Here is a 21,657-nt window from a genome sequence, read left to right on the forward strand (position 1 = left end):
CTCCTCGAAACGGTTGTGCGCAGTTTGTCACATGTGGCGTATTGTCGCATACATTGTCTTAATAATGCAACTCCTGAAATGCCGGTCTGTTCCGCCATTTTGGCGGTCTTGGAAGGTAAATGGTGAAGAAGCCGCAAAGGCCATGCTGCGGCGCGGCAATTCCGGCGCGCCATCGCCGAAGATCGGTTGAGCGAAATCAATGAAAACCGCCTCAAGCACAGCAATCCAGCAAGGCGTTTCCTGATGATTGCCAATTTTCGTGGCATTTTTCACGCAACACGCGCAAAAATCATGGCGGCAAGGTGACGCGAATGCGGCCTTGTGCCAAAATGCCACAGGACGGACACGCTTCATTTCTGGTCTAAATGTGATTATGAGACCGTCAGGATGACGCCGCCGTCTGGCAAGGCAGGGGCTGTCTTTAGGAAATGCCTGCAATACGCGTTCGGTCGCCGCGGGAACGTTTGGCCAGGGCCGGCAGGCATGTCATCGACAATCAAGTCCGGATTATCCGCGCAATCCGGCGTCATTGTAGAGAATGAAGGCGATTGTGAACCTTTACAAGCTATTGAAACTGGCGCTGCTTTTGCCGCTTGCGCTTCTCTTGTCGGGCTGTCAGCTCATTCTTCTCGACCCGGCCGGCTGGGTCGCCAACCAGGAACGCGACCTCCTGATCGCATCGACGGTTCTGATGCTTGTCATCATCGTCCCGGTGCTGGTTCTGGCGGTCTACATACCCTGGCGCTACCGCGACAGCCGCAAGACCACCAATGACTACGACCCGGAATTCGAACATTCCTCGCTGTTCGAGGCGTTCATCTGGGGCGTGCCGGTCATGATCATCATCGCGCTCGGCGCGCTGACCTGGATCTATACCCACAGGCTCGACCCCTACAAGCCACTGGACCATATCGCCGGCGAACCGCTGGAGATCGACGTCGTCTCGCTCGACTGGAAGTGGCTGTTCATCTATCCCGAACAGGACATGGCCGTCGTCAACCAGCTGGTCATCCCGACGGACCGTCCGATCAACATGAAGCTCACCTCGAGCTCGGTGATGAACACCTTCTCCGTTCCCGCGCTCGCCGGCATGATCTACACCATGGCCGGCATGGAGACGAAGCTGCATCTGGTGGCCGAGGAAGCCGGTCAATATTACGGCCGCTCGGCCAATTACTCCGGCCCCGGCTACGCCCATATGGACTTCGAGACCTTCGCCGTTTCCGAGGACGAGTTTTCCAGCTGGGTCAACACGGTCAAGTCCTCGTCCAATACGATGAGCGACGAGACCTATCTCCAGCTTTCCAAGCCAACGGTCGCCGACGGCGTGTCCTATTACAATGGCGTGGCCGACAACCTCTTCGACAAGATCGTCGGGCTCTGCGTCGAGCCGGGCAAGGTCTGCGTCGGCGAGATGATGATGCAGGACATGATGGGCGGCGGCGGCCTTCAGGGCGTGAAAACCAAGAACGAGTATCTCTACGACGAATTCGCGCCGGGCGAAGGCTTCGACCAGCACGCATTCGAAGGCACGCTCCACGCCAATCCCGACGAACCGAGAAGCGGTCCGGTCAACATCAAGAATCCCGATCAGACTGTGACCCATATTCCCGGCGACGACAGCGCGTCGAACGCTTCTGAACCCGTGAGGCACTAATGAGATCTGAAATCTGGAACATTATTTTCGGCAAGCTGTCGTGGGATGACATTCCCTATGACGTTCTCATTCTCGACGTCACCTTTGCCGCAGTCGTCATCGCGGCGCTCACCGTTTTCGGCCTGATCACCTATCATCGCAAATGGGGCTACCTCTGGAGCGAGTGGTTCACCTCGGTCGACCACAAGAAGATCGGCGTCATGTATATCGTGCTGGCCCTTGTGATGCTGTTCCGCGGCTTCACCGACGCCTTCATGATGCGCACCCAGCAGGCGATCGCCGCAGGCGGGGCGCAGGGCTATCTGCCGCCGCACCATTTCGACCAGATCTTCACCGCTCACGGCACGGTCATGATCTTCTTCTTCGCCATGGCCTTTCTGGTCGGCGTGATGAACGTCGCCATGCCGCTGCAGATCGGCGCGCGCGACGTTGCCTTTCCGTGGCTGAACAATTTTTCGTTCTGGATGACGGTGTCGGGCGCGATCCTGCTCAACGTATCGCTGTTCATCGGCCTGCTCGGCCGCACTGGCTGGCTCGCCATGCCGCCGCTTTCGGGGATCGCATACTCGCCCGATGTGGGGGTCGACTATTACATATGGTCACTGCAGATCGCCGGCATAGGCACGACGCTATCGGGCGTCAACATGATCGCCACCATCCTGAAGATGCGCGCGCCGGGCATGACCATGATGCGCATGCCGGTCTTCACCTGGACGACGCTTGCCGCCAACGTGCTGATCGTCGCCGCCTTCCCGGTGCTGACGGCAACGCTCGCCATGCTGGCGCTCGACCGCTATCTGGGCATGCACTTCTTCACCAATGACATGGGCGGCAACCCCATGCTCTACGTGAACCTGATCTGGATCTGGGGTCACCCGGAAGTCTATATCCTGATCCTGCCCTGTTTCGGCATCTTCTCCGAAGTGGTCGCGACCTTCTCCGGCAAGCCGCTCTTCGGCTATCGCTCGATGGTCTATGCGACGTCGTGCATCCTGGTCCTGTCCTTCGTCGTCTGGCTGCACCACTTCTTCACCATGGGCTCGGGCGCCAGTGTGAACACCTTCTTCGGCATTGCCACGATGATCATCGCGGTGCCGACCGGGGCCAAGATCTTCAACTGGCTGTTTACGATGTATCGCGGGCGCATCCGGTTCGAGACGCCGATGTACTGGACCGTCGGCTTTCTGATCACCTTCACCATCGGCGGCATGACCGGCGTGATGCTCGCTGTTCCGCCGGCAGACTTCCAGCTGCATAACTCGCTGTTCCTGATCGCCCATTTCCACAACGTCATCATCGGCGGCGTGGTCTTCGGGCTGATGGCGGGCTACACCTACTGGTGGCCGAAGGTCTTCGGCTTCAAGCTGGACGACAAATGGGGCCGCCGCTCCTTCTGGTTCTGGTGCATTGGCTTCTACATCGCCTTCATGCCGCTTTACATTCTCGGCCTGATGGGCGTCACCCGCCGGCTGCAGAGCTACACCGATGTCGGCTGGCAGATCTACTTCATCATCGCCTGCATCGGCATGCTGACCATCGGCGCCGGCATCGCCTGCACCGTCATCCAGCTCGTGGTCTCGATCAAGAACCGCGACAAGCTGAAATGCGGCCCCGATCCGTGGAACGGCCGTACGCTGGAATGGGCGACGCTCTCGCCGGTTCCCGCCTACAACTTCCCGCAGGATATCGTCGTGACCGGCCGTGACGCCTGGTGGCAGATGAAGAAGCAGGGCTTCAAGTGGTCGACGGACTACCAGCCGATCCACATGCCGAAGAACACCTGGGCCGGCATCGTGCCCGCCTTCTTCGCGCTGGCGCTCGGCTTCGCCCTCGTGTGGCACATCTGGTGGCTGGCGATCGTCAGCTTCCTGGCCGCCATCGGCACGATCATCTATCACACCTTCGATTTTGATCGCGACTACTACATTCCCGCCGAAGTGGTCGCCAGCGACCAGGAAAAGGCCAAGGAGGCTTATGCATGACGATCGCTGATCAGACGGGCGATACGCATCACGACGAACACGCCCATCACAGCAGTCCGACACAGCTCGGCTTCTGGATCTACCTCATGAGCGACTGCCTGATCTTCGGCACGCTCTTTGCAACCTACGCCGTGCTCGGCCGCTCCTATGCGGGCGGCCCCTCGCCGGCCGACCTGTTCGAGCTCGACTTCGCGCTCATCGAAACGGCGCTGCTGCTGTTCTCCTCGGTCACCTTCGGCATGGGCATGCTGCGGATGGACAAGGGCGACAAGGCGGGCCTGATGAAGTGGCTGATCGTTGCCGGCCTCTTTGCCATCGGCTTCCTGGCCATGGAAATCTACGAATTCCATCACTTCATCGAGCTTGGCGCGACGCCGGACCGTTCGGCCTTCCTGTCGGCCTATTTCACCCTCGTCGGAACGCACGGCCTGCACGTCACCTTCGGCACGATCTGGCTGATCGTCCTGCTGGTCCAGCTCTCGCGCAAGGGCCTGACAGAATCGACCCGTCGGCGCACGGCGACCCTGTCGATGTTCTGGCACTTCCTCGATCTGGTCTGGATCGGCGTTTTCTCGCTTGTCTATCTTACGGGAGTGGTTCTATGAGCTCAGCCAACGAACATGCATCCCACGACAGCCACGGCCACGGCAGCTTCAAGTCGCTGATGACCGGTTTCGTCCTGGCGGCCGTTCTCACCATTATCCCCTTCGGGCTGGTGATGGCCGACGCGATCTCGAGCAAGGGTTTCCTTCTGGCCGTGATCATGATCTGCGCCGCGGCTCAGATCCTGGTGCACCTGAAATATTTCCTGTTGCTCAGCAGCCAGCAGGAAGAAGGCTGGACCATGGCATCCTCGCTTCTGGCCCTCATCCTGCTTCTGATCGTGCTTGCCGGCTCGCTCTGGGTCATGCACAACATGAACAAGTACATGATGCCCCTGCCGGAAAGCGGTTACACCTATCTCGACGATGGCACGATCGTCTGCGCCACGCCGGAGATTGCCCAGCAGCTGCGCGATGCCGGCGTCACCGGCAACATCATCGTCCAGGGCCAGCAGTAGGCCTTTGCCCTGCCGCATTTTTCGCCTCCCCACGGGTCCCGCGGGGAGGCGTTTTTGTTTCGATAATCATTGACGAGACGTCCGTTCGGGCGTTTAGAGCCAGCTAGCTGCTCCCGTCCACGCCGAAGGTTGTTCCCATGGCCGCTTCTTCCCGCAAACATCTGATCGCCATCACCGCCATCGCCGCGGTGATCTTCGCCGGCTTCGTCGCGCTCGGCATCTGGCAGGTCTACCGGCTGCAATGGAAGCTCGATCTGATCGCAGCCGTGGAAGCGCGCGTGGAGGCGCCGGCCGTACCCGCGCCGGGACCGTCCGAATGGCAGGAGGTCACCCGCGAGAACGATGCCTACCGCCATGTGACGGTCACCGGCAAATTGCTCAACAGCCAGGAAGTGCAGATCTATTACCCGACCGAGCTCGGCCCCGGCTATTTCGTGATGACGCCGCTTTTGCGGCCCGACGGCAGTTACGTCCTGATCAATCGCGGCTTCGTGCCGGAGGCAAAGCGCGATCCCGCGACCCGCGAGGCGCCGGAGGGCGAGATCACCATCACCGGGCTTCTGCGCATGTCGGAAGACAAGGGCTGGCTGTTCTCGCGCGCCAATGATCCGGAAGACGGCAAGTGGTATCGCCGCGACGTGGCCTCGATCATGGCGACCAAGGGGCTGCGGCCCTTTGCGCCCTATTTCATTGACGCCGACAGCACGGTCAATCCCGGCGGCTATCCGATCGGCGGCCTGACGGTGGTGAAATTCCGCAACGCACATCTGAGCTACGCCCTGACATGGTTCGCCATGGCGCTCGGCACGGCCTTCCTCTATGCGCTGGTGCTGCGCCATGAGGGCGTATGGGGCAAGCGCCGTCCGCCGGAAGACGACGACGAATAGGCGTTTGCCGCCCGACCTTGCCGCACTGCGGCCCTGCCGGCGCAATCCCGCTTGCTCATCACCGGTTTTTTCCGGCCTGTGGATAGCACCAAAGAAATCGCGCGCGCATGCCGGTTCAACCTATGATTGGTAGCCGATACCCGTGACGAGCAGTCATCTTCTGCTGCATCGGCCTTTCGGCGAAATCGATTCGCCCGGCGCGCTTTCCCCGCCAGCGGGAATAAGCGATGCAGTCTTGTCCGTTCTCCCCTCATATTGCGTTAACCGTAAATATGGAATTCACCTGTATGAAACACTATATATGGTGAGTTCGGGCATTTCAGTTCGCAGATATTGTGTTATGGTGATTCTATCGAATCAAGCTGATGCGTCAGCGGCGTCCGGTCTTCAAGGTTTTGAGTCCTCATAAGCATGTGTCGAAGTGGTGTTCCCCGTGGACAGCGCGCGCCGTGCCGACTTCTGGAGGATGAAAATGCCAGTCCGGTCAATGCGTTCGAGGGGACTGTTGAGAAAGGATGGCGGTGACGTCTTGCAACCGCCGCGCCTTCCCCGGCTTTCAGCCGGCAACGGTCCGGTCCGGAGCGGATCCTGTTGATAATCAACATGGCCGGCTCCGCAAGATGCGCGGGAAAGCGCCGGCGATATGATCGGCGCTTTTGAAAAACAATGATTATGCGAGGATAACGATGAAGATCACTGTCTATTCCAAACCGGCTTGCGTGCAGTGCAATGCGACGACCCGCGCGCTCGAGCGCAAGGGCCTCGACTACGAAGTCGTCGACGTGTCGGTAGACAACGACGCCTATGACCATGTCGTCGGCATGGGCTATCGCCAGGTGCCCGTCGTCGTTGCCGGCGAACAGCACTGGTCCGGCTTCCGCCCGGACATGATCGGCACCCTCGCCTGATCTTTCTGTTCCGGCCGCCGGCCGGACCTCATCGACTGGGCGCCCGCGCGGATCGACGCGGCGGGCGCGGCAAAGACAAGACGGCGTGTCATTCGGGCGCGCCGTAATGGTGAAGAGGGAAGCAGATGACGGGCATGCTCGTCTATTATTCCAGCGCCACGGGCAACACGCACCGTTTCGTCACCAAAACCGGGCTTGAGGCAAGACGCCTCGGTCCGCAGGGGGACACGGAAACGGTGGATGAGCCCTATGTTCTCGTCGTCCCGACCTATGCCGGCGGCGATGGAAGCGGCGCCGTGCCGAAACCGGTTATCCGCTTCCTCAACAATCCGGAAAACAGGGCGCTGATCCGCGGCGTCATTGCATCCGGAAATACGAATTTCGGAGATACCTACGGCATTGCCGGCGACATCATCTCCGCCAAATGCAAGGTACCGTACCTCTACCGTTTCGAACTGCTCGGGACGCAAGAGGATGTCATCAACGTCAGACAGGGACTGGAAGAGTTTTGGAAACGGCAGAACTGAGGATGGCCGCAAGCGCCGAGGACGAAACCGTTCAGGAAACGGTCAGCGAAAAGAGCGCCGACAAGGGCGCTGAAAAGGCCTCCGCCAAGACCAAGGCGGCGGCGCTCGACTATCACGCGCTGAACGCGATGCTCAATCTTTATGACGAGAACGGGCACATCCAGTTCGACAAGGACCGGATGGCGGCGAAGCAGTATTTCCTGCAGCATGTGAACCAGAACACGGTGTTTTTCCATAACCTTCGGGAAAAGCTCGATTATCTGGTGGACGAAGGCTATTACGAGCAGGAAGTGCTGGATCAGTACTCCTTCAACTTCGTGCGCGACCTGTGGGACCATGCCTTCGACAAGAAGTTCCGCTTCCAGACCTTCCTCGGCGCCTTCAAATATTACACCGCCTATACGCTGAAGACGTTTGACGGCAAACGCTACCTCGAACGCTATGAGGACCGCGTCTGCATGGTCGCGCTGGCGCTTGCCAAGGGCGACGAGCAGCTTGCGACCGCGCTCGTCGATGAAATCATCGCCGGCCGTTTCCAGCCGGCAACGCCGACCTTCCTCAATGCCGGCAAGAAGAGCCGCGGCGAGCTGGTCTCCTGCTTCCTGCTGCGCGTCGAAGACAACATGGAGTCTATCGGCCGCTCGATCAATTCGGCGCTGCAGCTTTCCAAGCGCGGCGGCGGCGTGGCGCTTTCGCTCACCAATATCCGCGAGCACGGCGCGCCGATCAAGAAGATCGAGAACCAGTCCTCCGGCGTCATCCCGGTGATGAAGCTTCTGGAAGATAGCTTTTCCTACGCCAACCAGCTTGGCGCGCGCCAGGGTGCGGGCGCGGTCTATCTGAACGCGCATCATCCCGACATCATGCGCTTCCTCGATACCAAGCGCGAAAATGCGGACGAAAAGATCCGCATCAAGACGCTGTCGCTCGGCGTGGTGATCCCCGACATCACCTTCGAACTCGCCCGCAACAATGAGGACATGTACCTGTTCTCGCCCTATGACGTGGAGCGCGTCTACGGCAAGGCGATGACCGAGGTGGAGATTTCCAAGCACTATCGCGAGATGGTCGACAACCCGGAAATCCGCAAGAAGAAGATCAACGCCCGCGCCTTCTTCCAGACGCTGGCCGAGCTGCAGTTCGAAAGCGGCTATCCCTACATCCTGTTCGAGGATACGGCCAACCGCGCCAATCCGGTCGAGGGCCGGATCTCGATGAGCAATCTCTGCTCGGAGATCCTGCAGGTTTCGGAGGCCAGCGAATTCAACGAGGACCTGTCCTACAAGCATATGGGCAAGGACATTTCCTGCAATCTCGGCTCGATGAACATCGCCATGGCGATGGATTCGTCCGATTTCGGCCGCACCGTCGATACCGCGATCCGCGCGCTGACCGCCGTGTCCGACATGAGCCACATCTCCTCCGTGCCGTCGGTGGAAAAGGGCAATGACGAGAGCCACGCCATCGGCCTCGGCCAGATGAACCTGCACGGCTATCTCGCCCGCGAGCGCATCTTCTACGGTTCGGAAGAAGGCGTCGACTTCACCAATATGTATTTCTACGCCGTGACCTATCACGCGCTGAAGGCATCGAACCGGATCGCCGTCGAACGCGGCGTCTCCTTCGCCGGCTTTGAAAAATCGAAATATGCCAGCGGCGAATATTTCGACAAATATACCGAGAAGGACTGGGCGCCGGCGACCGAGCGCGTGCGCGCGCTCTTCGAAAAGGCCGGCATCGACCTGCCGACCAAGGAAGACTGGCTGGCGCTGAAGGACGCGGTGATGAAGGGCGGTCTTTATAACCGCAACCTGCAGGCCGTGCCGCCGACGGGTTCGATCTCCTACATCAACAATGCCACGGCCTCGATCCATCCGATCGTCTCGAAGATCGAGATCCGCAAGGAAGGCAAGATCGGCCGCGTCTATTACCCGGCGCCGTTCATGTCGAACGACAATCTCGAATATTACCAGGATGCCTATGAGATCGGGCCGGAAAAGATCATCGACACCTATGCGGCTGCCACCCAGCATGTCGATCAGGGACTGTCGCTGACGCTGTTCTTCCGTGACACGGCGACCACCCGCGATGTCAACAAGGCGCAGATCTACGCCTGGAAGAAGGGCATCAAGACCATCTACTACATCCGTCTTCGGCAGATGGCGCTTTCGGGCACCGAGGTCGAAGGCTGCGTCTCCTGCAGCCTGTGATGAAGGGCAAGAAAACCATGAACATGCAGACAAAACCCGCCATCGCCGTGCCGCGCGCCGTCAACTGGAACCGCATTGTCGACGAGAAGGATCTCGAGGTCTGGAACCGTCTCACCGGCAATTTCTGGCTGCCGGAAAAGGTGCCGCTGTCGAACGACATTCCCTCCTGGTCGACGCTTAAGGAAAACGAGCAGCAGTTGACGATCCGCGTCTTCACCGGCCTGACGCTGCTCGACACCATCCAGAACACGATCGGCTCCATCAGCCTGATGCCGGATGCGGTGACGCCGCATGAAGAGGCGGTTCTGTCGAACATCTCGTTCATGGAAGCCGTGCACGCGCGCTCCTATTCGTCGATCTTCTCGACGCTGTGCTCGATGGCCGAGGTCGACGACGCCTATCGCTGGTCGGAGGAAAATGCGTTTCTCCAGGAAAAGTCGCGCCTGATCCTGCACGAATACCGCGCCACCGACCCGCTGCGCAAAAAGGTCGCGAGCGTCTTCCTGGAAAGCTTCCAGTTCTATTCGGGCTTCTATCTGCCGATGTACTGGTCGAGCCGCGCCAAGCTCACCAACACCGCCGATCTGATCCGGCTGATCATTCGCGACGAGGCGGTTCACGGCTATTATATCGGCTACAAGTTCCAGCAGGGCCTGAAGAAGGTCTCCGAGGACGAGCGGCAGGCGATCAAGGATTTCGCCTTCGGTCTTCTGTTCGAGCTTTACGAGATCGAATCGAAATATACCGAGGCGCTTTATGACAGCGTCGGTCTGACCGAGGACGTGAAGGCGTTCCTGCACTACAACGCCAACAAGGCGCTGATGAATCTCGGTTACGAGGCGTTGTTCCCGCCGGAAGCCTGCAAGGTCAATCCGGCGATCCTGTCGGCGCTGTCGCCGAATGCCGACGAGAACCACGACTTCTTCTCCGGCTCCGGCTCCTCCTATGTCATCGGCAAGGCGGTCGCGACGGAAGATGACGACTGGGATTTCTGATCGCTTGCAGATCATCCGCATGAGCAGAGGCGGTTCCGCATGGAGCCGCCTTTACTTTGTTGACAGGGGCGGCAAAGATTCCTACCTCGCAAGGCAGGCGCCGGTGCCAAGCGGCGCTCACCTGGAAAACATGGAGGCTGATATGACTGAAGAGCGTATTGTCCGTCTTGAAGAAACCGTCGCCTACCAGACCAAGACCATTGACGAGCTGTCCGACCAGGTGGCACAGCAATGGAAGACGATCGAAAGCCTGCAGAAAAAGTTCGAGCTTCTGACCGACCGCTTTCTCGAGCTTGAGGAACAGGCCGGCGAACGCCCTGCCGTCACCAAGCCGCCGCATTACTGAGAAGGGCTCAGTCCGCCTGGATCCGGCCGTCCGAGACATTGAAGAATTGCCCGTCCGCGCCGAGCGCCTCAAACAGGGAGCGATCAGTCCCGGTCATGAAGGCCTGACCGCCGATTTCGGCGATGCGGTCGAAAAGGGCGGCGCGCCGCCCCTCGTCCAGATGAGCGGCGACTTCGTCGAACAGCATCACCGGCGGATGACCACTCACCCGGCGCGTCAGCCGCGCATGGGCGAGCACAAGGCCGAGCAGCAGCGCCTTCTGCTCGCCGGTTGAGCAAAGGGCCGCATCCATGTCCTTCTGGGCATGGCGCACCGCCATTTCGCTGCGATGCGGCCCGTCCAGCGTGCGCCCGGCGGCGGCATCGCGAAAACGTTCCTCCTCCAGCATCGCCCGGTAGCGGTCCTCCAGATCAATAGCGGGCGCATCCGCCGCGTCGGCAAAGAAGCCGGCAAGCGCGATCTCGGGCGCCGGGAAAGGCGAACTGGCCTCGCTCTCGGCGATCAGCCCGGTCAGGAGCGACAGCAGTTCACGCCTAGCAAGCGCCATGGCAACACCGAGACCCGCCATCTGCTCCTCAAGCCCGGAAAGCCAGGCGGGCTCCATGCGCCGTTCGGACAAGAGCCGGTTGCGCGAGCGCATGGCCCGTTCGAAATCGGCAACGCGACGACCATGGGCGGGATCGATCGATAATACCATCCGATCAAGAAATCGCCGGCGATCACCGGCAGAGCCGGTAAAAAGCCCATCCATGGACGGCGTGAGCCAGATCACCCGGACATGATCGAGAAGCTCGTCGCCGGATGCCGCCTGCGTGCCGTTGATCCGCACCTTGCGACCAGTCCCCTCCGCGCCATCTGTTCCCGTACCGATGGCAACACTGCCCTCCATGCCCTCAAGCTCGGTGAAAACAGCAAACCCGGCGGGAGCGCCCTTGCGCACGACTTGTCCGTAGGCAGCACGGCGCATGCCGCGACCGGGCGAGAGAAAGGAGACAGCCTCTATTAGATTGGTCTTGCCCGAACCGTTATTACCGGTCAGCACCACATGCCGCCCGTCCAGCACAAGCGACGCCTGCGGATAGTTGCGGAAATCGGTCAGCTTCAGCGCGGTGAGGAAGATGGAAGGCAGCATGGCGGCTTCTGTTCAGTTCGGTTCGCCCCTTATGGGGCAAAATGAAGCCTCTAGAAAGACAGATGATAGCTAAATCTGTTTGCTCAAAGTTAACTCAACAAACCTCAAGGATCCGAGTTCGCATTTCATCAGTCCCGGCATTGCAAAGCTGACGCCGGATCATCCCAGCCACGAAGCAAGGCGGAAACTCGGTCTTTTTTGCCGGGGTGAAAGCCGGTTGGCTGTTCCGACATCAGCTCAACGAAACCACTGGTAGATTCGCGCTGAAACCCCATTCGTCGAAGGGTAGCGCCCGCAAACTGATCAGCCTCCAGTTCCTGAAGCCGGCCATGATAAATTTCCTGGTTGGGATCATTAAGATGGTTGCATACATGGTGGCCGAGTTCATGTGCCAAGACTGCCTGCGCCCCCTCATAGCCAAGGCGGCTACTTAGTCTTCTGTCATAAACGATAACTTTGTTGCCATCGCACTTGGCCGCTACGGCGTTGAAGTGGATCGCTCCCATCATGGGCAGTATGTTACACCCATTTTCGATATCCATCCCCCATGCGCCACAGGCATCCTCCAGCATGAATGCATAGTCCTCGAACGCCGGCTCGATGAAGAAAAATTCGTTGTTGATGTGAAGAGCAGGAGTAGGCACACCACTCGCGTCGTTAATGAGAAGGCAACTTTGGGAATGAGCAGCAGTGGAACCTAAGAGCCAGAAGAATAGAGACGCAGAATATAAGAATGAAAACCTATTCCACATATCGTTTGCCCGACAACCGCCCGTCAATCTAAGTGGGTTCGCTTCTTCTGACCCAGCTTAGCGCCTAACGATGTGATAGGAAACGCCGGAGAAAGGCTCCGACGTTCGTAGCATAAGAAAACTACTGCTCACTCCGTACCGAAAAACTCCTTCATCCGCGCAAAGAAGCCGTTGGATTCAGGGTTGTTCTCGTTGGAGGAGAGTTCGTCGAATTCCTGCAGCAGCTCCCGCTGGCGTTTGGTGAGCTTTTGCGGCGTCTCGACGCGGACCTGAATGTAGAGGTCGCCCTTGTGCGAGGAGCGGAGCACCGGCATGCCTTTGCCCTTCAGGCGGAACTGCTTGCCGGTCTGGGTGCCTTCCGGAACCGAGACGCGCGACTTGGTGCCGTCCAGCGTGGTCACCTCGAACTTGCCGCCAAGCGCCGCCTGGGTCATAGAGATCGGCACGGAGCAATGCAGGTCCGCCCCGTCGCGCTGGAAGAAGGGGTGCGGCTTGACCGAGAGGAAAATGTAGAGGTCACCCGAAGGACCGCCGCGCAGTCCGGCCTCGCCCTCGCCCTGAAGGCGAATGCGGGTGCCGTCCTCGATGCCGGCAGGTATATTGACCGAAAGCGAACGCTCCTCGACCGTGCGGCCCTCGCCGCGACATTTCGGGCAGGGGTCGGAAATCGTCTCGCCGCGGCCGTGACAGGTCGGGCAGGTGCGCTCCACGGAGAAGAAACCCTGTGCCGCACGCACCCGGCCGGAACCGTGGCAGGTCGAACACGTCGTTGGCGAGGAACCGGGCTTGGCGCCGGAGCCGGTGCATTCGTCGCAGACCACGGAGGTCGGAACCCTGATCTGCGCCGTCTTGCCCTCGAAGCTTTCTTCGAGGGTGATTTCCATATTGTAGCGAAGGTCCGCCCCGCGCTCGCGTCCGCCGGAGGAGCGACGACCACGGGCACCGCCCATCATTTCGCCAAAAATGTCCTCGAAGATATCGGAGAAGCCGCCTGCGCCGCCGAATCCGCCAGCACCGCCAAAGCCGCCGGCGCCCGGTCCGCCATTCTCGAAGGCGGCATGGCCGAAACGGTCATAGGCGGCCCGCTTCTGCGGATCCTTGAGCGTTTCATAAGCCTCGTTGATTTCCTTGAACTTCTTTTCGGCTTCGCTGTTATCCGGGTTGCGGTCCGGATGATACTTCATCGCAAGTTTGCGGAAGGCGCTCTTGAGCTCCTTTTCGTCAACCGAACGGCCGACGCCGAGTGTCTCGTAATAGTCCGCTTTTGCCATGGAGTCTGCCAACCTCTTGAACAGATTTTTCCGGCCGCCGAAGCGACGGCCGGAGGTTTGATTTCAGGAATGATGTCGAGCGACGCTCAGATCAAGCCGATTTCTTCTTGTCATCGTCGTCGCTGACATCTTCGAAGTCGGCATCAACGACGTCGCTTTCGGCGTCCTTGGCGGCGTCCGCGGAGGCAGCCGCGTTCTCATCCGCCTGTTGGGCCTCGTAAACGGCCTGGCCGAGCTTCATCGAGACTTCCATCAGCGTCTGCGTCTTGGCCTGGATGGCATCGCCATCCGGCTCCTCGGCGCCGACTGCCGTCTTCAACTCCTCGATTGCCGTCTTGATGGCGTTGCGGTCTTCTTCGGAAACCTTGCCGCCATGCTCGTTGAGCGACTGCTCTGTCGAGTGGATGAGGCTTTCGGCCTGATTCTTCGCTTCCACTGCGGCGCGACGCTTCTTGTCTTCCTCGGCGTGGCTTTCGGCGTCCTTGACCATCTGCTCGATGTCGCTGTCGGAGAGGCCGCCGGAGGCCTGGATGCGGATCTGATGCTCCTTGCCGGTGCCCTTGTCCTTGGCCGACACGTTGACGATACCGTTGGCGTCGATGTCGAAGGTGACTTCGATCTGCGGCACGCCGCGCGGGGCCGGCGGGATGCCGACGAGGTCGAACTGGCCGAGCATCTTGTTGTCGGCCGCCATTTCACGCTCGCCCTGGAAGACCCGGATGGTCACGGCGGACTGATTGTCCTCGGCCGTGGAGAAGGTCTGGCTCTTCTTGGTCGGGATCGTGGTGTTGCGGTCGATCAGGCGGGTGAACACGCCGCCGAGCGTTTCGATGCCGAGCGAAAGGGGCGTCACGTCGAGCAGCAGAACGTCCTTGACGTCGCCCTGCAGCACGCCGCCCTGGATCGCAGCGCCGAGCGCCACGACTTCGTCCGGGTTCACGCCCTTGTGCGGTTCCTTGCCGAACAACTGCTTGACGGTTTCCTGAACCTTGGGCATGCGGCTCATGCCGCCGACGAGAACGACTTCATCGATCTCGTTGGCCGAAACGCCCGCATCCTTCAGCGCCGCCTTGCAGGGACCGACCGTGCGCTTGACGAGATCGTCGACCAGGCTTTCGAACTTGGCACGCGTCAGTTTCAGCGTCAGGTGCTTCGGACCGGTGGCATCGGCCGTGATGAACGGCAGGTTGATCTCGGTCTGCTGCGAGGACGACAGCTCGATCTTGGCCTTTTCGGCGGCTTCCTTCAGGCGCTGCAGCGCAAGCTTGTCAGCGCGCAGGTCGATGCCGTTTTCCTTCTTGAACTCGTCGGCGAGATATTCGACGAGACGCATGTCGAAGTCTTCACCGCCAAGGAAGGTGTCGCCGTTCGTCGACTTCACTTCAAAGACGCCATCGCCGATCTCGAGGATCGACACGTCGAAGGTGCCGCCGCCAAGGTCATAGACGGCAATGGTCTTGCCTTCGTTCTTGTCGAGACCATAGGCAAGAGCGGCAGCCGTCGGCTCGTTGATGATGCGCAGCACTTCAAGGCCGGCGATCTTGCCGGCGTCCTTGGTGGCCTGACGCTGGGCGTCGTTGAAGTAGGCCGGAACCGTGATGACGGCCTGCTCGACCTTTTCGCCGAGATAGCTTTCGGCGGTTTCCTTCATCTTCTGAAGAACCATCGCGGAGATCTGCGAAGGCGAATAGGACTTGCCGGAAGCCTCGACCCAGGCGTCGCCATTGTCGCCCTTGACGATGCCGTAGGGAACCAGGCCCTTGTCCTTGGTCACGGTCGGGTCTTCGTAGCGGCGGCCGATCAGGCGCTTGACGGCGAAGAGCGTGTTGGTGGGGTTGGTCACGGCCTGGCGCTTGGCCGGCTGGCCGACGAGGCGTTCGCCGTCATCGGTGAAGGCCACCATGGAAGGGGTGGTGCGGGCGCCTTCGGCGTTTTCAATAACCTTGGCATCCTTGCCATCCATGATGGCGATGCAGGAGTTCGTCGTTCCGAGGTCGATACCGATTACTTTAGCCATTTTCGCTTGTCTCCTTTTAAGCAGGCCATCCGAACCCTTCAGGCATTCTGTGACGGCCCCTTGAGCTATGGTCTTGATTTGATTTTGGCGGCGATAACGCCGTTGTGAGCGCTATATAATGAGCGCCAAATGGCTCTGCAAGGCGCTCGCTGAAGCTTATGACAGCATTTACGCGCCTATTTGGCGGCCCTCGGCATTGTTCTCCGTCACCAGATACCATCTTTCGGCCGACGCCGCGGCGCCCGTCTTCGACGCGCCTCAAGGGGATGTGGCCATAGCCGAGGGATTTGCGGTCTGTCGCCCCAGATATCAACCCCTTCCGGGATTAACCATGGCTCAATTTCCGGCAAAAGGCGGCTCACGCGCGACCGCGACCGCGACATGCCTTTGAAAACCCGGAGACACGGTTTCGAAAGAGGCTTCAGACCGGATCGGGACAGGCGCGTTCCCAGATGGCGCGCGGCAGGAGGTGTACGCCCTGAGGCGCCTTCTCGCCCTCCCCGACAATGTGGCCGATCCCCTCGGCCATCACCGCGAGCGTCATGTCGAAGGCATTGAGGCTGTCACCCTCTCCGCCGGTCAGATTGGCCATGGCCCCGCCGACGAAGAGATGAACCCGGTTGCCGGAGGCAAGCGTGTGGGTGGTGACGGCGGGCAGCGCCTGTTCGCGCGGGCGGGCCAGAAGCGGCGACAACTCGATCTCGTCAATGCGATGGCCGGAATTCAGGAGGAAACAGCCGTCTCTCAATTGCTCGATGACCTCGAAGGGCAGGACGTGATGGCCGCCGGTGCCGGTGACGATGACATCGGCCTCGGGCGCGAGTTCGGCGACGCTGCCGGTCCGCCAGCCGTCATAGCGCGCCTGCAGAAGGCGGGCGGGGTCGATCTCGGCCACCATCACCGTGCCGCCGAAGGCGCGGGCGCTTGCGGCCAGACCCTGGCCGACGGAGCCGTAGCCGACGACCAGCACATTCTTTTCATGCAGGCTCAACAGCGTGCGGGTGAAGAAGGCGTTCCAGGTGGTGAGCCCCACCATGTGGCGATTGTGCAGGCCTTCCTTCACCGGAAGGTCATCCCAGTTGAAGATCGGCCAGGGCGGCAGGTCACCCTGAAGCCGGCTGATGCCGGAGCCCGTCGCCTCCAGTCCCGCCTTCACGTCGGGCAGTTCCAGACCGCGCGACAGGAGAAAATGCGTATAGTCCGAGCCCATCTCGCAAAGATGCGTCGGCCCGAAGGCGAGCCCGTTCTCGATCGCCCGCTGCCACTCCTCCTCCGGCATGTCCTTGAACGCGTCGACCCGCGCACCGGCTGCCCGCATGGCATCCACCACCGCATTGCGCACCGTCGCCGGATTGCAGGTGGTGATGAAGAGTTGCGCGCCGCGGCCGGCAAGGCCTTCCACCAGCGGCAGCATCTTCATGTCGAGATGCATGCTCATGGCGAGCCTGACGCCGGACATGTCCGGCAGGTTGGAAACGGCGCGGGCAACGCGCGGCATCTGCGCCTTGGCCCAGGCGGGGGTGATCTCGGTCATTGTCGTCGGCTCCCTGCCGGAAAACTGCTTCAGCGCCCATGGCGACGCTGATAACGGCCTCTCAGCCAGAAAATGAAAAAGACGGCCAGCACGAACAAAATGCCGATGCCGGTCGCCAACCATGGCGAAAACAGCGCCACGTAATTGATAATGTCCGGCAGGAAATAGCCGCCGATCAGAAGCCCGCCGAAGATGATCGCCGCCGCGATGAGGGTTGAACGGTTGGTTTGCTCGCTCATTGTCCGCTTGCCCTCCTTATGGCCCTGAGATCCCGCACCTGGCGGCCGTCCGCATCAAAGTTGGCGGGCGCAAGCCAGGCCTCGAACGCGGCCCTGATCGTGGGCCATTCGCAGTCGATCATCGAAAACCAGGCGGTATCGCGGTTCTTGCCCTTGGCCACCATGTGGTTGCGAAAAATGCCTTCGAAGGAAAACCCAAGCCGCTCGGCCGAAGCCCGGCTCGGCGCGTTCTCGCTGTGGCACTTCCATTCGTAACGCCGATAGCCGAGATCATCGAAGACATGCCGCGCCATCAGGTAATGCACCTCGGTGGCGATCGGCGAGCGCTGCATGGCCGGCCCATGGGCGACCGCGCCGACCTCGATTGAGCCATTGTTCTCGTCGATGCGCATATAGCTCGCCATGCCGACGACCGTGCCGTCGCCCGCCGTGCGGAAGACGCGCGTCACCCAGTTGCCCGAGGCGTTCTGCTGATCGAGCCAGGCATAGAAATCGGCAGGACCGGAAAAATCAGGCTGCGGGAAGAAGCGCAAGAGGCCGTTGACGGCTTCTGCGGAACCGCCGAGCGCCTCCCAGAGCGCAGCGCCGTGGGACCCCTCCTCATAGGGTTCGACCGTGACGTACAGGCCGCGCTGGTGCACCGGCTGCGGCCTCAGCCGCGGGGCAAAAGCGGAAAGATCGGACAAAACGGCCTCCCTCGAGAAGCGGGCAAAACCGCCGATTTCGCCAACGGAGACGCCTGCCTTCGACAACAGGCGCTTCCGTTGTGGTTCTCAGTACTTGCCGAGCGTCGCGCAGGCATCCTCGGCGAGTTTCTTGATGCCGGCCCAGTCGCCCTTGGCAACCAGATCCTTCGGCGCAACCCAGGAGCCGCCGACGCAGACGACGTTGGGCAGCTTCAGGTAATCCGGCGCATTGGCAAGCGATACGCCGCCGGTCGGGCAGAACTTGATGTCGGCGAGCGGGGAGGAAAGCGCCTTGAGGTAAGGCGCGCCGCCAGCCTGTTCGGCGGGGAAGAACTTCATCACCCGGTAGCCTTCCTCGCGCAGCGACAGCACTTCGCTGGCCGTGGCCGTGCCCGGCAGAAGCGGCACTTCGCTATCATCGGCGGCATCCAGAATATCGCCGTTGATGCCGGGCGAGACGATGAACTTGGCGCCGGCCTTTTCGGCCGCCGCATAGTCGCGCGCCGAAAGGATGGTGCCGGCGCCAATGACCGCGCCTTCGATCTCCTCGGACATGGCCTTGATGACGTCGAGCGCTGCATCGGTGCGCAGCGTGATCTCCAGCGCCTTCAGCCCGCCCTCGACAAGCGCCCGCGCCAGCGGTACGGCATGTTCGACGGATTCCACGATCAGCACCGGAACGACGGGCTGAGCGGTAAGGGCATCGAGGAGGTTTTGGGTTTTTGCATCCATGGTCGCACTGGCCTTTTGATTTTTTGCTCAAGCTGAGTTTGAAATACCCCGGCACAGGCATCAAGTCGAGACCGGAAGGAATTATAATCGACCGGAATCATTGCCCGCGACAGTGGCCGTGTTATGACCTTATTCCTGTCATTGGGGTTTGATCTCGATTAACACGGGATGCGCCCTGCTACCGGCGTCAAGAGGGCTTGAGATGGCCAAGGAAATCGAACGGAAATTCCTGGTGGACGGCGATGGATGGAAGGACGGCGCGGAAAAGGGCGTGCGCCTGCGCCAGGCCTACCTCCTCGGCGCGCCCGACCGCTCCGCCCGCGTCAGGCTCTTCGACGACACGCGCGCCCGCATCACGCTGAAATTCGGCTCCGGCGCGATGAGCCGCGACGAATTCGAATATGACGTGCCCCTGGACGATGCGCTGGACATGATCGACCACGCGCTCGGCCATGTGATCGACAAGACGCGCTACCGCGTGCCGGCAGGCGATTTCGTCTGGGAAGTCGATGTCTACCACGGCGACCTTGCCGATCTCGTCGTTGCCGAGGTCGAGCTGCCGAGCGAGACGGCGACGCCGCATCTTCCCGACTGGCTCGGCCGCGAGGTGACCGGCGACCGGCGCTATACCAACCAGGCGCTTGCCGAGACCGGCGTCATACCCGAAGAGGACGGCTGACATGGCTTTCTCGCTCGACCCCGACAAACCGCTCGACGCGGCCTTCAGGAAAGTGGCCGTGTCCCAGCTTGAAGATGCGATCAAGGCGCTGAAGAAACAGCCCCGGGGCCTTGATGAGGCAATCCATGATGCCCGCAAGAAGTTCAAGCGCGTGCGCGGCCTGTTGCGGCTGATCCGCCCAGCGGCGAAGGACTTTTCGCGCGAGGAAAATGCGCGCATCCGCGACATGGCGGCAGACCTTTCCGACGGGCGCGACGCGACGGCGTTGATCGAATGCGCGGCCTATCTGCGTGGCCTGGCAGACGACGGCAGGCGCGACATGGCGCTTTCCCGGCTGGAAACGGCGCTGCGCGAACGCCGCGACAGCGCCGCCGTTTCCGACGCGGCGCTGAAAAAGAAGGCGAAAGAGGCGATCCACGCCTGCCGCGACGCGATCGCCGCGATCGAAGAGGCCGCGTTTCATGAGGACCGGTCGGCGGCGGCGAAATGCATTGGCAAGGCCTGGAAGAAGCAGCTCGCCAATGCCCAGGTGGCGCTGATGACGGTGCAGGCCGATGGCGCGGACGGCGATTTTCATGAATTGCGCAAGAAGACCCAGACCTACTGGATGTTCTGCGCGCTCCTCTCGCCGGCCTGGCCCTCGGCGCTGAAGGCCAAGCGCAACGACGCCAAGGCGCTCGCCGATCTGCTTGGCCACGAACATGACCTCAGCATGCTGCTGCAGCTTCTGGACGGCCCTGACGCGCCCGGCCTCGATGTCGGAACGCTTGCGACCTGCCGGGAGGCCGCTCTTGAAACCCGCGCGCAGCTGCGCCGACGGGCGATCAAAAGCGCGCGCAAGACCTTCGGCGACGAGCCCGATGTCGAGGCGCGGATCATCCGGACCTTGTGGAAGAATCGCGCCCACGCGCATGACGGCGAATAATTGCCAAGAACCGCCGATCCGTGTATTGGCCAGCGCAATATTCGTGAATAGCCCGAGATTGAAGAAAGCGGAGAGAGACCATGCAAGGGTCCTATCTGGTCGCAGCGCTCTATCACTTCACGCGGTTTGCCGATTTTCAGGCGTTCCGCGCGCCGCTTTTCGCCTGCTGTGAGGAAAACGGCGTGCGCGGGACGCTGCTGCTTGCGCATGAGGGCATCAACGGCACGATCGCCGGCAGCCATGAGGGCATTGCCAATGTGCTCGCCTTCATCCGCGCGCGCCCCGAATTCACGGGTCTCGAGCACAAGGAAAGCCACGCCTCGAAAATGCCCTTCAACCGCCTCAAGGTGCGGCTGAAGAAGGAAATCGTGACGATGGGGGTCGAGGATATCGATCCGTTGAAGACGGTCGGCACCTATGTCGATCCGAAGGACTGGAACGACCTGATTTCAGACCCCGACACGATCGTCATCGACACCCGCAATGATTACGAGACGGCGATCGGCATCTTCCGCGGCGCGGTTGATCCGCATACCAAAACGTTTCGCGAATTCCCGCGCTGGGTGGAGGAAAACAGGGGCCTGCACAACAAGCCGAAGATTGCCATGTACTGCACCGGCGGCATTCGCTGCGAAAAGGCGACCGCCTACATGAAGGCGCAGGGCTTCGAGGAGGTCTACCACCTGAAGGGCGGCATCCTGAAATATCTCGAGGACGTGCCGGAGACCGAAAGCCTGTGGGACGGCGCCTGCTTCGTCTTCGACGAGCGCGTTTCCGTCACCCATGGCTTGAAGGAAGGCGAGCACGAACTCTGCCACGCCTGCCGCCATCCGGTGACGCCGGAAGACAAGCTTTCCGCCGATTACGAGGAAGGCGTCTCCTGCCCGCATTGCGCCGAGACCTATTCCGATGCCGACCGCGCCCGCTTCCGCGAGCGCCAGCACCAGATTGCGCTGGCCAGGGCGCGCGGCGAACGGCATCTGGGGGCGTAAGGCGCTCGACAACGCCCTGGACGCGGCTTCAAACTGCTGACAAAGCCTGCTGCAGAAGCAGAGAGCCTGCTCCCATTCTCCGTCACCCCGGCCCCGAGCCGGGGTCCAGGGCCACAAAAATACGTT

Annotated in this window: 21 protein-coding genes and 1 pseudogene; 13 read left to right on the plus strand and 9 right to left on the minus strand. The window is 60.9% G+C overall.

Annotated elements, in window-relative coordinates:
- Positions 1-27: 27 nt before the first annotated feature.
- Positions 28-273 (minus strand): hypothetical protein, encoded by a 246-nt coding sequence (locus FF124_RS01165; RefSeq protein WP_138746644.1) that lies wholly within the window; start codon positions 271-273, stop codon positions 28-30.
- A gap of 277 nt (positions 274-550) precedes the next feature.
- Here FF124_RS01165 and cyoA point away from each other — a divergent pair, with 277 nt between their 5' ends.
- The 10 genes and pseudogenes from cyoA to FF124_RS01215 all read left to right on the plus strand — a co-directional run bounded on the left by cyoA (position 551) and on the right by FF124_RS01215 (position 10,572).
- Positions 551-1,657, plus strand: coding sequence for a ubiquinol oxidase subunit II (gene cyoA, locus FF124_RS01170; protein ID WP_246072136.1), 1,107 nt, complete (start codon positions 551-553; stop codon positions 1,655-1,657).
- Positions 1,657-3,639, plus strand: a complete 1,983-nt coding sequence (gene cyoB, locus FF124_RS01175) for a cytochrome o ubiquinol oxidase subunit I (protein WP_138746645.1) — start codon at positions 1,657-1,659, stop codon at positions 3,637-3,639. Before cyoA ends, cyoB begins: the two co-directional genes overlap by 1 nt.
- On the plus strand, positions 3,636-4,244 hold the full coding sequence (cyoC, locus tag FF124_RS01180) for a cytochrome o ubiquinol oxidase subunit III (protein WP_138746646.1): 609 nt from the start codon (positions 3,636-3,638) through the stop codon (positions 4,242-4,244). Before cyoB ends, cyoC begins: the two co-directional genes overlap by 4 nt.
- On the plus strand, positions 4,241-4,699 hold the full coding sequence (gene cyoD / locus FF124_RS01185) for a cytochrome o ubiquinol oxidase subunit IV (RefSeq protein WP_138746647.1): 459 nt from the start codon (positions 4,241-4,243) through the stop codon (positions 4,697-4,699). Before cyoC ends, cyoD begins: the two co-directional genes overlap by 4 nt.
- 137 nt (positions 4,700-4,836) lie before the next feature.
- Positions 4,837-5,586, plus strand: a complete 750-nt coding sequence (locus FF124_RS01190; protein WP_138746648.1) for an SURF1 family protein — start codon at positions 4,837-4,839, stop codon at positions 5,584-5,586.
- Between the two features lie 686 nt (positions 5,587-6,272).
- The gene (nrdH, locus tag FF124_RS01195; RefSeq protein ID WP_138746649.1) at positions 6,273-6,494 is read left to right on the plus strand and encodes a glutaredoxin-like protein NrdH; all 222 of its coding nucleotides are present in this window, start codon (positions 6,273-6,275) and stop codon (positions 6,492-6,494) included.
- A 125-nt stretch (positions 6,495-6,619) separates the two neighbouring features.
- Positions 6,620-7,021 carry a class Ib ribonucleoside-diphosphate reductase assembly flavoprotein NrdI gene (gene nrdI / locus FF124_RS01200; protein ID WP_138746650.1) on the plus strand — a complete coding sequence of 134 codons (402 nt, stop codon included), beginning with the start codon at positions 6,620-6,622 and terminating at the stop codon, positions 7,019-7,021.
- A 101-nt stretch (positions 7,022-7,122) separates the two neighbouring features.
- A pseudogene (gene nrdE / locus FF124_RS01205) lies at positions 7,123-9,231 on the plus strand (class 1b ribonucleoside-diphosphate reductase subunit alpha); the annotation flags it as partial.
- Between the two features lie 17 nt (positions 9,232-9,248).
- The gene (gene nrdF / locus FF124_RS01210) at positions 9,249-10,226 is read left to right on the plus strand and encodes a class 1b ribonucleoside-diphosphate reductase subunit beta (RefSeq protein ID WP_138746651.1); all 978 of its coding nucleotides are present in this window, start codon (positions 9,249-9,251) and stop codon (positions 10,224-10,226) included.
- A 142-nt stretch (positions 10,227-10,368) separates the two neighbouring features.
- Positions 10,369-10,572, plus strand: a complete 204-nt coding sequence (locus FF124_RS01215; RefSeq protein WP_138746652.1) for a SlyX family protein — start codon at positions 10,369-10,371, stop codon at positions 10,570-10,572.
- Positions 10,573-10,579: 7 nt separating this feature from the next.
- On the opposite strand, the gene recF is transcribed toward FF124_RS01215, so the two are convergent.
- The 8 genes from recF to FF124_RS01255 form a co-directional block, all read right to left on the minus strand.
- The gene (recF, locus tag FF124_RS01220) at positions 10,580-11,704 is read right to left on the minus strand and encodes a DNA replication/repair protein RecF (protein WP_138746653.1); all 1,125 of its coding nucleotides are present in this window, start codon (positions 11,702-11,704) and stop codon (positions 10,580-10,582) included.
- A 128-nt stretch (positions 11,705-11,832) separates the two neighbouring features.
- A complete protein-coding gene (locus FF124_RS01225; protein ID WP_138746654.1) occupies positions 11,833-12,456 on the minus strand; it encodes an ImmA/IrrE family metallo-endopeptidase in 624 nt (207 codons plus the stop codon).
- 128 nt (positions 12,457-12,584) lie between these two features.
- Complete coding sequence (gene dnaJ / locus FF124_RS01230; RefSeq protein ID WP_138746655.1) at positions 12,585-13,727, minus strand: molecular chaperone DnaJ; 1,143 nt, start codon at positions 13,725-13,727, stop codon at positions 12,585-12,587.
- 91 nt (positions 13,728-13,818) lie between these two features.
- Entirely contained in the window at positions 13,819-15,744 is a 1,926-nt protein-coding gene (gene dnaK, locus FF124_RS01235; RefSeq protein WP_138746656.1) for a molecular chaperone DnaK, read from the minus strand.
- A gap of 421 nt (positions 15,745-16,165) precedes the next feature.
- Positions 16,166-17,278: an adenosylhomocysteinase gene (locus tag FF124_RS01240; RefSeq protein ID WP_138746657.1), complete on the minus strand. Its 1,113-nt coding sequence runs from the start codon at positions 17,276-17,278 to the stop codon at positions 16,166-16,168.
- A gap of 29 nt (positions 17,279-17,307) precedes the next feature.
- The gene (locus FF124_RS01245) at positions 17,308-17,517 is read right to left on the minus strand and encodes a DUF2207 domain-containing protein (protein ID WP_138746658.1); all 210 of its coding nucleotides are present in this window, start codon (positions 17,515-17,517) and stop codon (positions 17,308-17,310) included.
- Positions 17,514-18,203 (minus strand): GNAT family N-acetyltransferase, encoded by a 690-nt coding sequence (locus tag FF124_RS01250; RefSeq protein WP_138746967.1) that lies wholly within the window; start codon positions 18,201-18,203, stop codon positions 17,514-17,516. The genes FF124_RS01245 and FF124_RS01250 overlap by 4 nt, the downstream gene beginning before the upstream one ends.
- A gap of 87 nt (positions 18,204-18,290) precedes the next feature.
- Complete coding sequence (locus FF124_RS01255; protein WP_138746659.1) at positions 18,291-18,935, minus strand: 2-dehydro-3-deoxy-phosphogluconate aldolase; 645 nt, start codon at positions 18,933-18,935, stop codon at positions 18,291-18,293.
- A 202-nt stretch (positions 18,936-19,137) separates the two neighbouring features.
- Between FF124_RS01255 and FF124_RS01260 the strand changes: the two genes are divergently transcribed.
- The 3 genes from FF124_RS01260 to trhO all read left to right on the plus strand — a co-directional run bounded on the left by FF124_RS01260 (position 19,138) and on the right by trhO (position 21,531).
- On the plus strand, positions 19,138-19,614 hold the full coding sequence (locus tag FF124_RS01260; RefSeq protein ID WP_138746660.1) for a CYTH domain-containing protein: 477 nt from the start codon (positions 19,138-19,140) through the stop codon (positions 19,612-19,614).
- Between the two features lies 1 nt (position 19,615).
- Positions 19,616-20,539, plus strand: a complete 924-nt coding sequence (locus tag FF124_RS01265; RefSeq protein WP_138746661.1) for a CHAD domain-containing protein — start codon at positions 19,616-19,618, stop codon at positions 20,537-20,539.
- Between the two features lie 80 nt (positions 20,540-20,619).
- Positions 20,620-21,531 carry an oxygen-dependent tRNA uridine(34) hydroxylase TrhO gene (gene trhO, locus FF124_RS01270; protein ID WP_138746662.1) on the plus strand — a complete coding sequence of 304 codons (912 nt, stop codon included), beginning with the start codon at positions 20,620-20,622 and terminating at the stop codon, positions 21,529-21,531.
- The last annotated feature ends 126 nt before the right edge of the window (positions 21,532-21,657 follow it).

Origin of the sequence: Martelella lutilitoris (assembly GCF_005924265.1) — a bacterium.
GTDB lineage: Bacteria > Pseudomonadota > Alphaproteobacteria > Rhizobiales > Rhizobiaceae > Martelella > Martelella lutilitoris.

Coding starts and splice junctions, on each gene's coding strand:
- cyoB (WP_138746645.1), top strand. CDS start 1,657: ATGAGATCTGAAATCTGGAACATTATTTTCGGCAAGCTGTCGTGGGAT.
- cyoC (WP_138746646.1), top strand. CDS start 3,636: ATGACGATCGCTGATCAGACGGGCGATACGCATCACGACGAACACGCC.
- cyoD (WP_138746647.1), top strand. CDS start 4,241: ATGAGCTCAGCCAACGAACATGCATCCCACGACAGCCACGGCCACGGC.
- FF124_RS01190 (WP_138746648.1), top strand. CDS start 4,837: ATGGCCGCTTCTTCCCGCAAACATCTGATCGCCATCACCGCCATCGCC.
- nrdH (WP_138746649.1), top strand. CDS start 6,273: ATGAAGATCACTGTCTATTCCAAACCGGCTTGCGTGCAGTGCAATGCG.
- nrdI (WP_138746650.1), top strand. CDS start 6,620: ATGACGGGCATGCTCGTCTATTATTCCAGCGCCACGGGCAACACGCAC.
- nrdF (WP_138746651.1), top strand. CDS start 9,249: ATGAACATGCAGACAAAACCCGCCATCGCCGTGCCGCGCGCCGTCAAC.
- FF124_RS01215 (WP_138746652.1), top strand. CDS start 10,369: ATGACTGAAGAGCGTATTGTCCGTCTTGAAGAAACCGTCGCCTACCAG.
- recF (WP_138746653.1), bottom strand. CDS start 11,704: ATGCTGCCTTCCATCTTCCTCACCGCGCTGAAGCTGACCGATTTCCGC.
- FF124_RS01225 (WP_138746654.1), bottom strand. CDS start 12,456: ATGTGGAATAGGTTTTCATTCTTATATTCTGCGTCTCTATTCTTCTGG.
- dnaJ (WP_138746655.1), bottom strand. CDS start 13,727: ATGGCAAAAGCGGACTATTACGAGACACTCGGCGTCGGCCGTTCGGTT.
- dnaK (WP_138746656.1), bottom strand. CDS start 15,744: ATGGCTAAAGTAATCGGTATCGACCTCGGAACGACGAACTCCTGCATC.
- FF124_RS01240 (WP_138746657.1), bottom strand. CDS start 17,278: ATGACCGAGATCACCCCCGCCTGGGCCAAGGCGCAGATGCCGCGCGTT.
- FF124_RS01245 (WP_138746658.1), bottom strand. CDS start 17,517: ATGAGCGAGCAAACCAACCGTTCAACCCTCATCGCGGCGGCGATCATC.
- FF124_RS01255 (WP_138746659.1), bottom strand. CDS start 18,935: ATGGATGCAAAAACCCAAAACCTCCTCGATGCCCTTACCGCTCAGCCC.
- FF124_RS01260 (WP_138746660.1), top strand. CDS start 19,138: ATGGCCAAGGAAATCGAACGGAAATTCCTGGTGGACGGCGATGGATGG.
- FF124_RS01265 (WP_138746661.1), top strand. CDS start 19,616: ATGGCTTTCTCGCTCGACCCCGACAAACCGCTCGACGCGGCCTTCAGG.
- trhO (WP_138746662.1), top strand. CDS start 20,620: ATGCAAGGGTCCTATCTGGTCGCAGCGCTCTATCACTTCACGCGGTTT.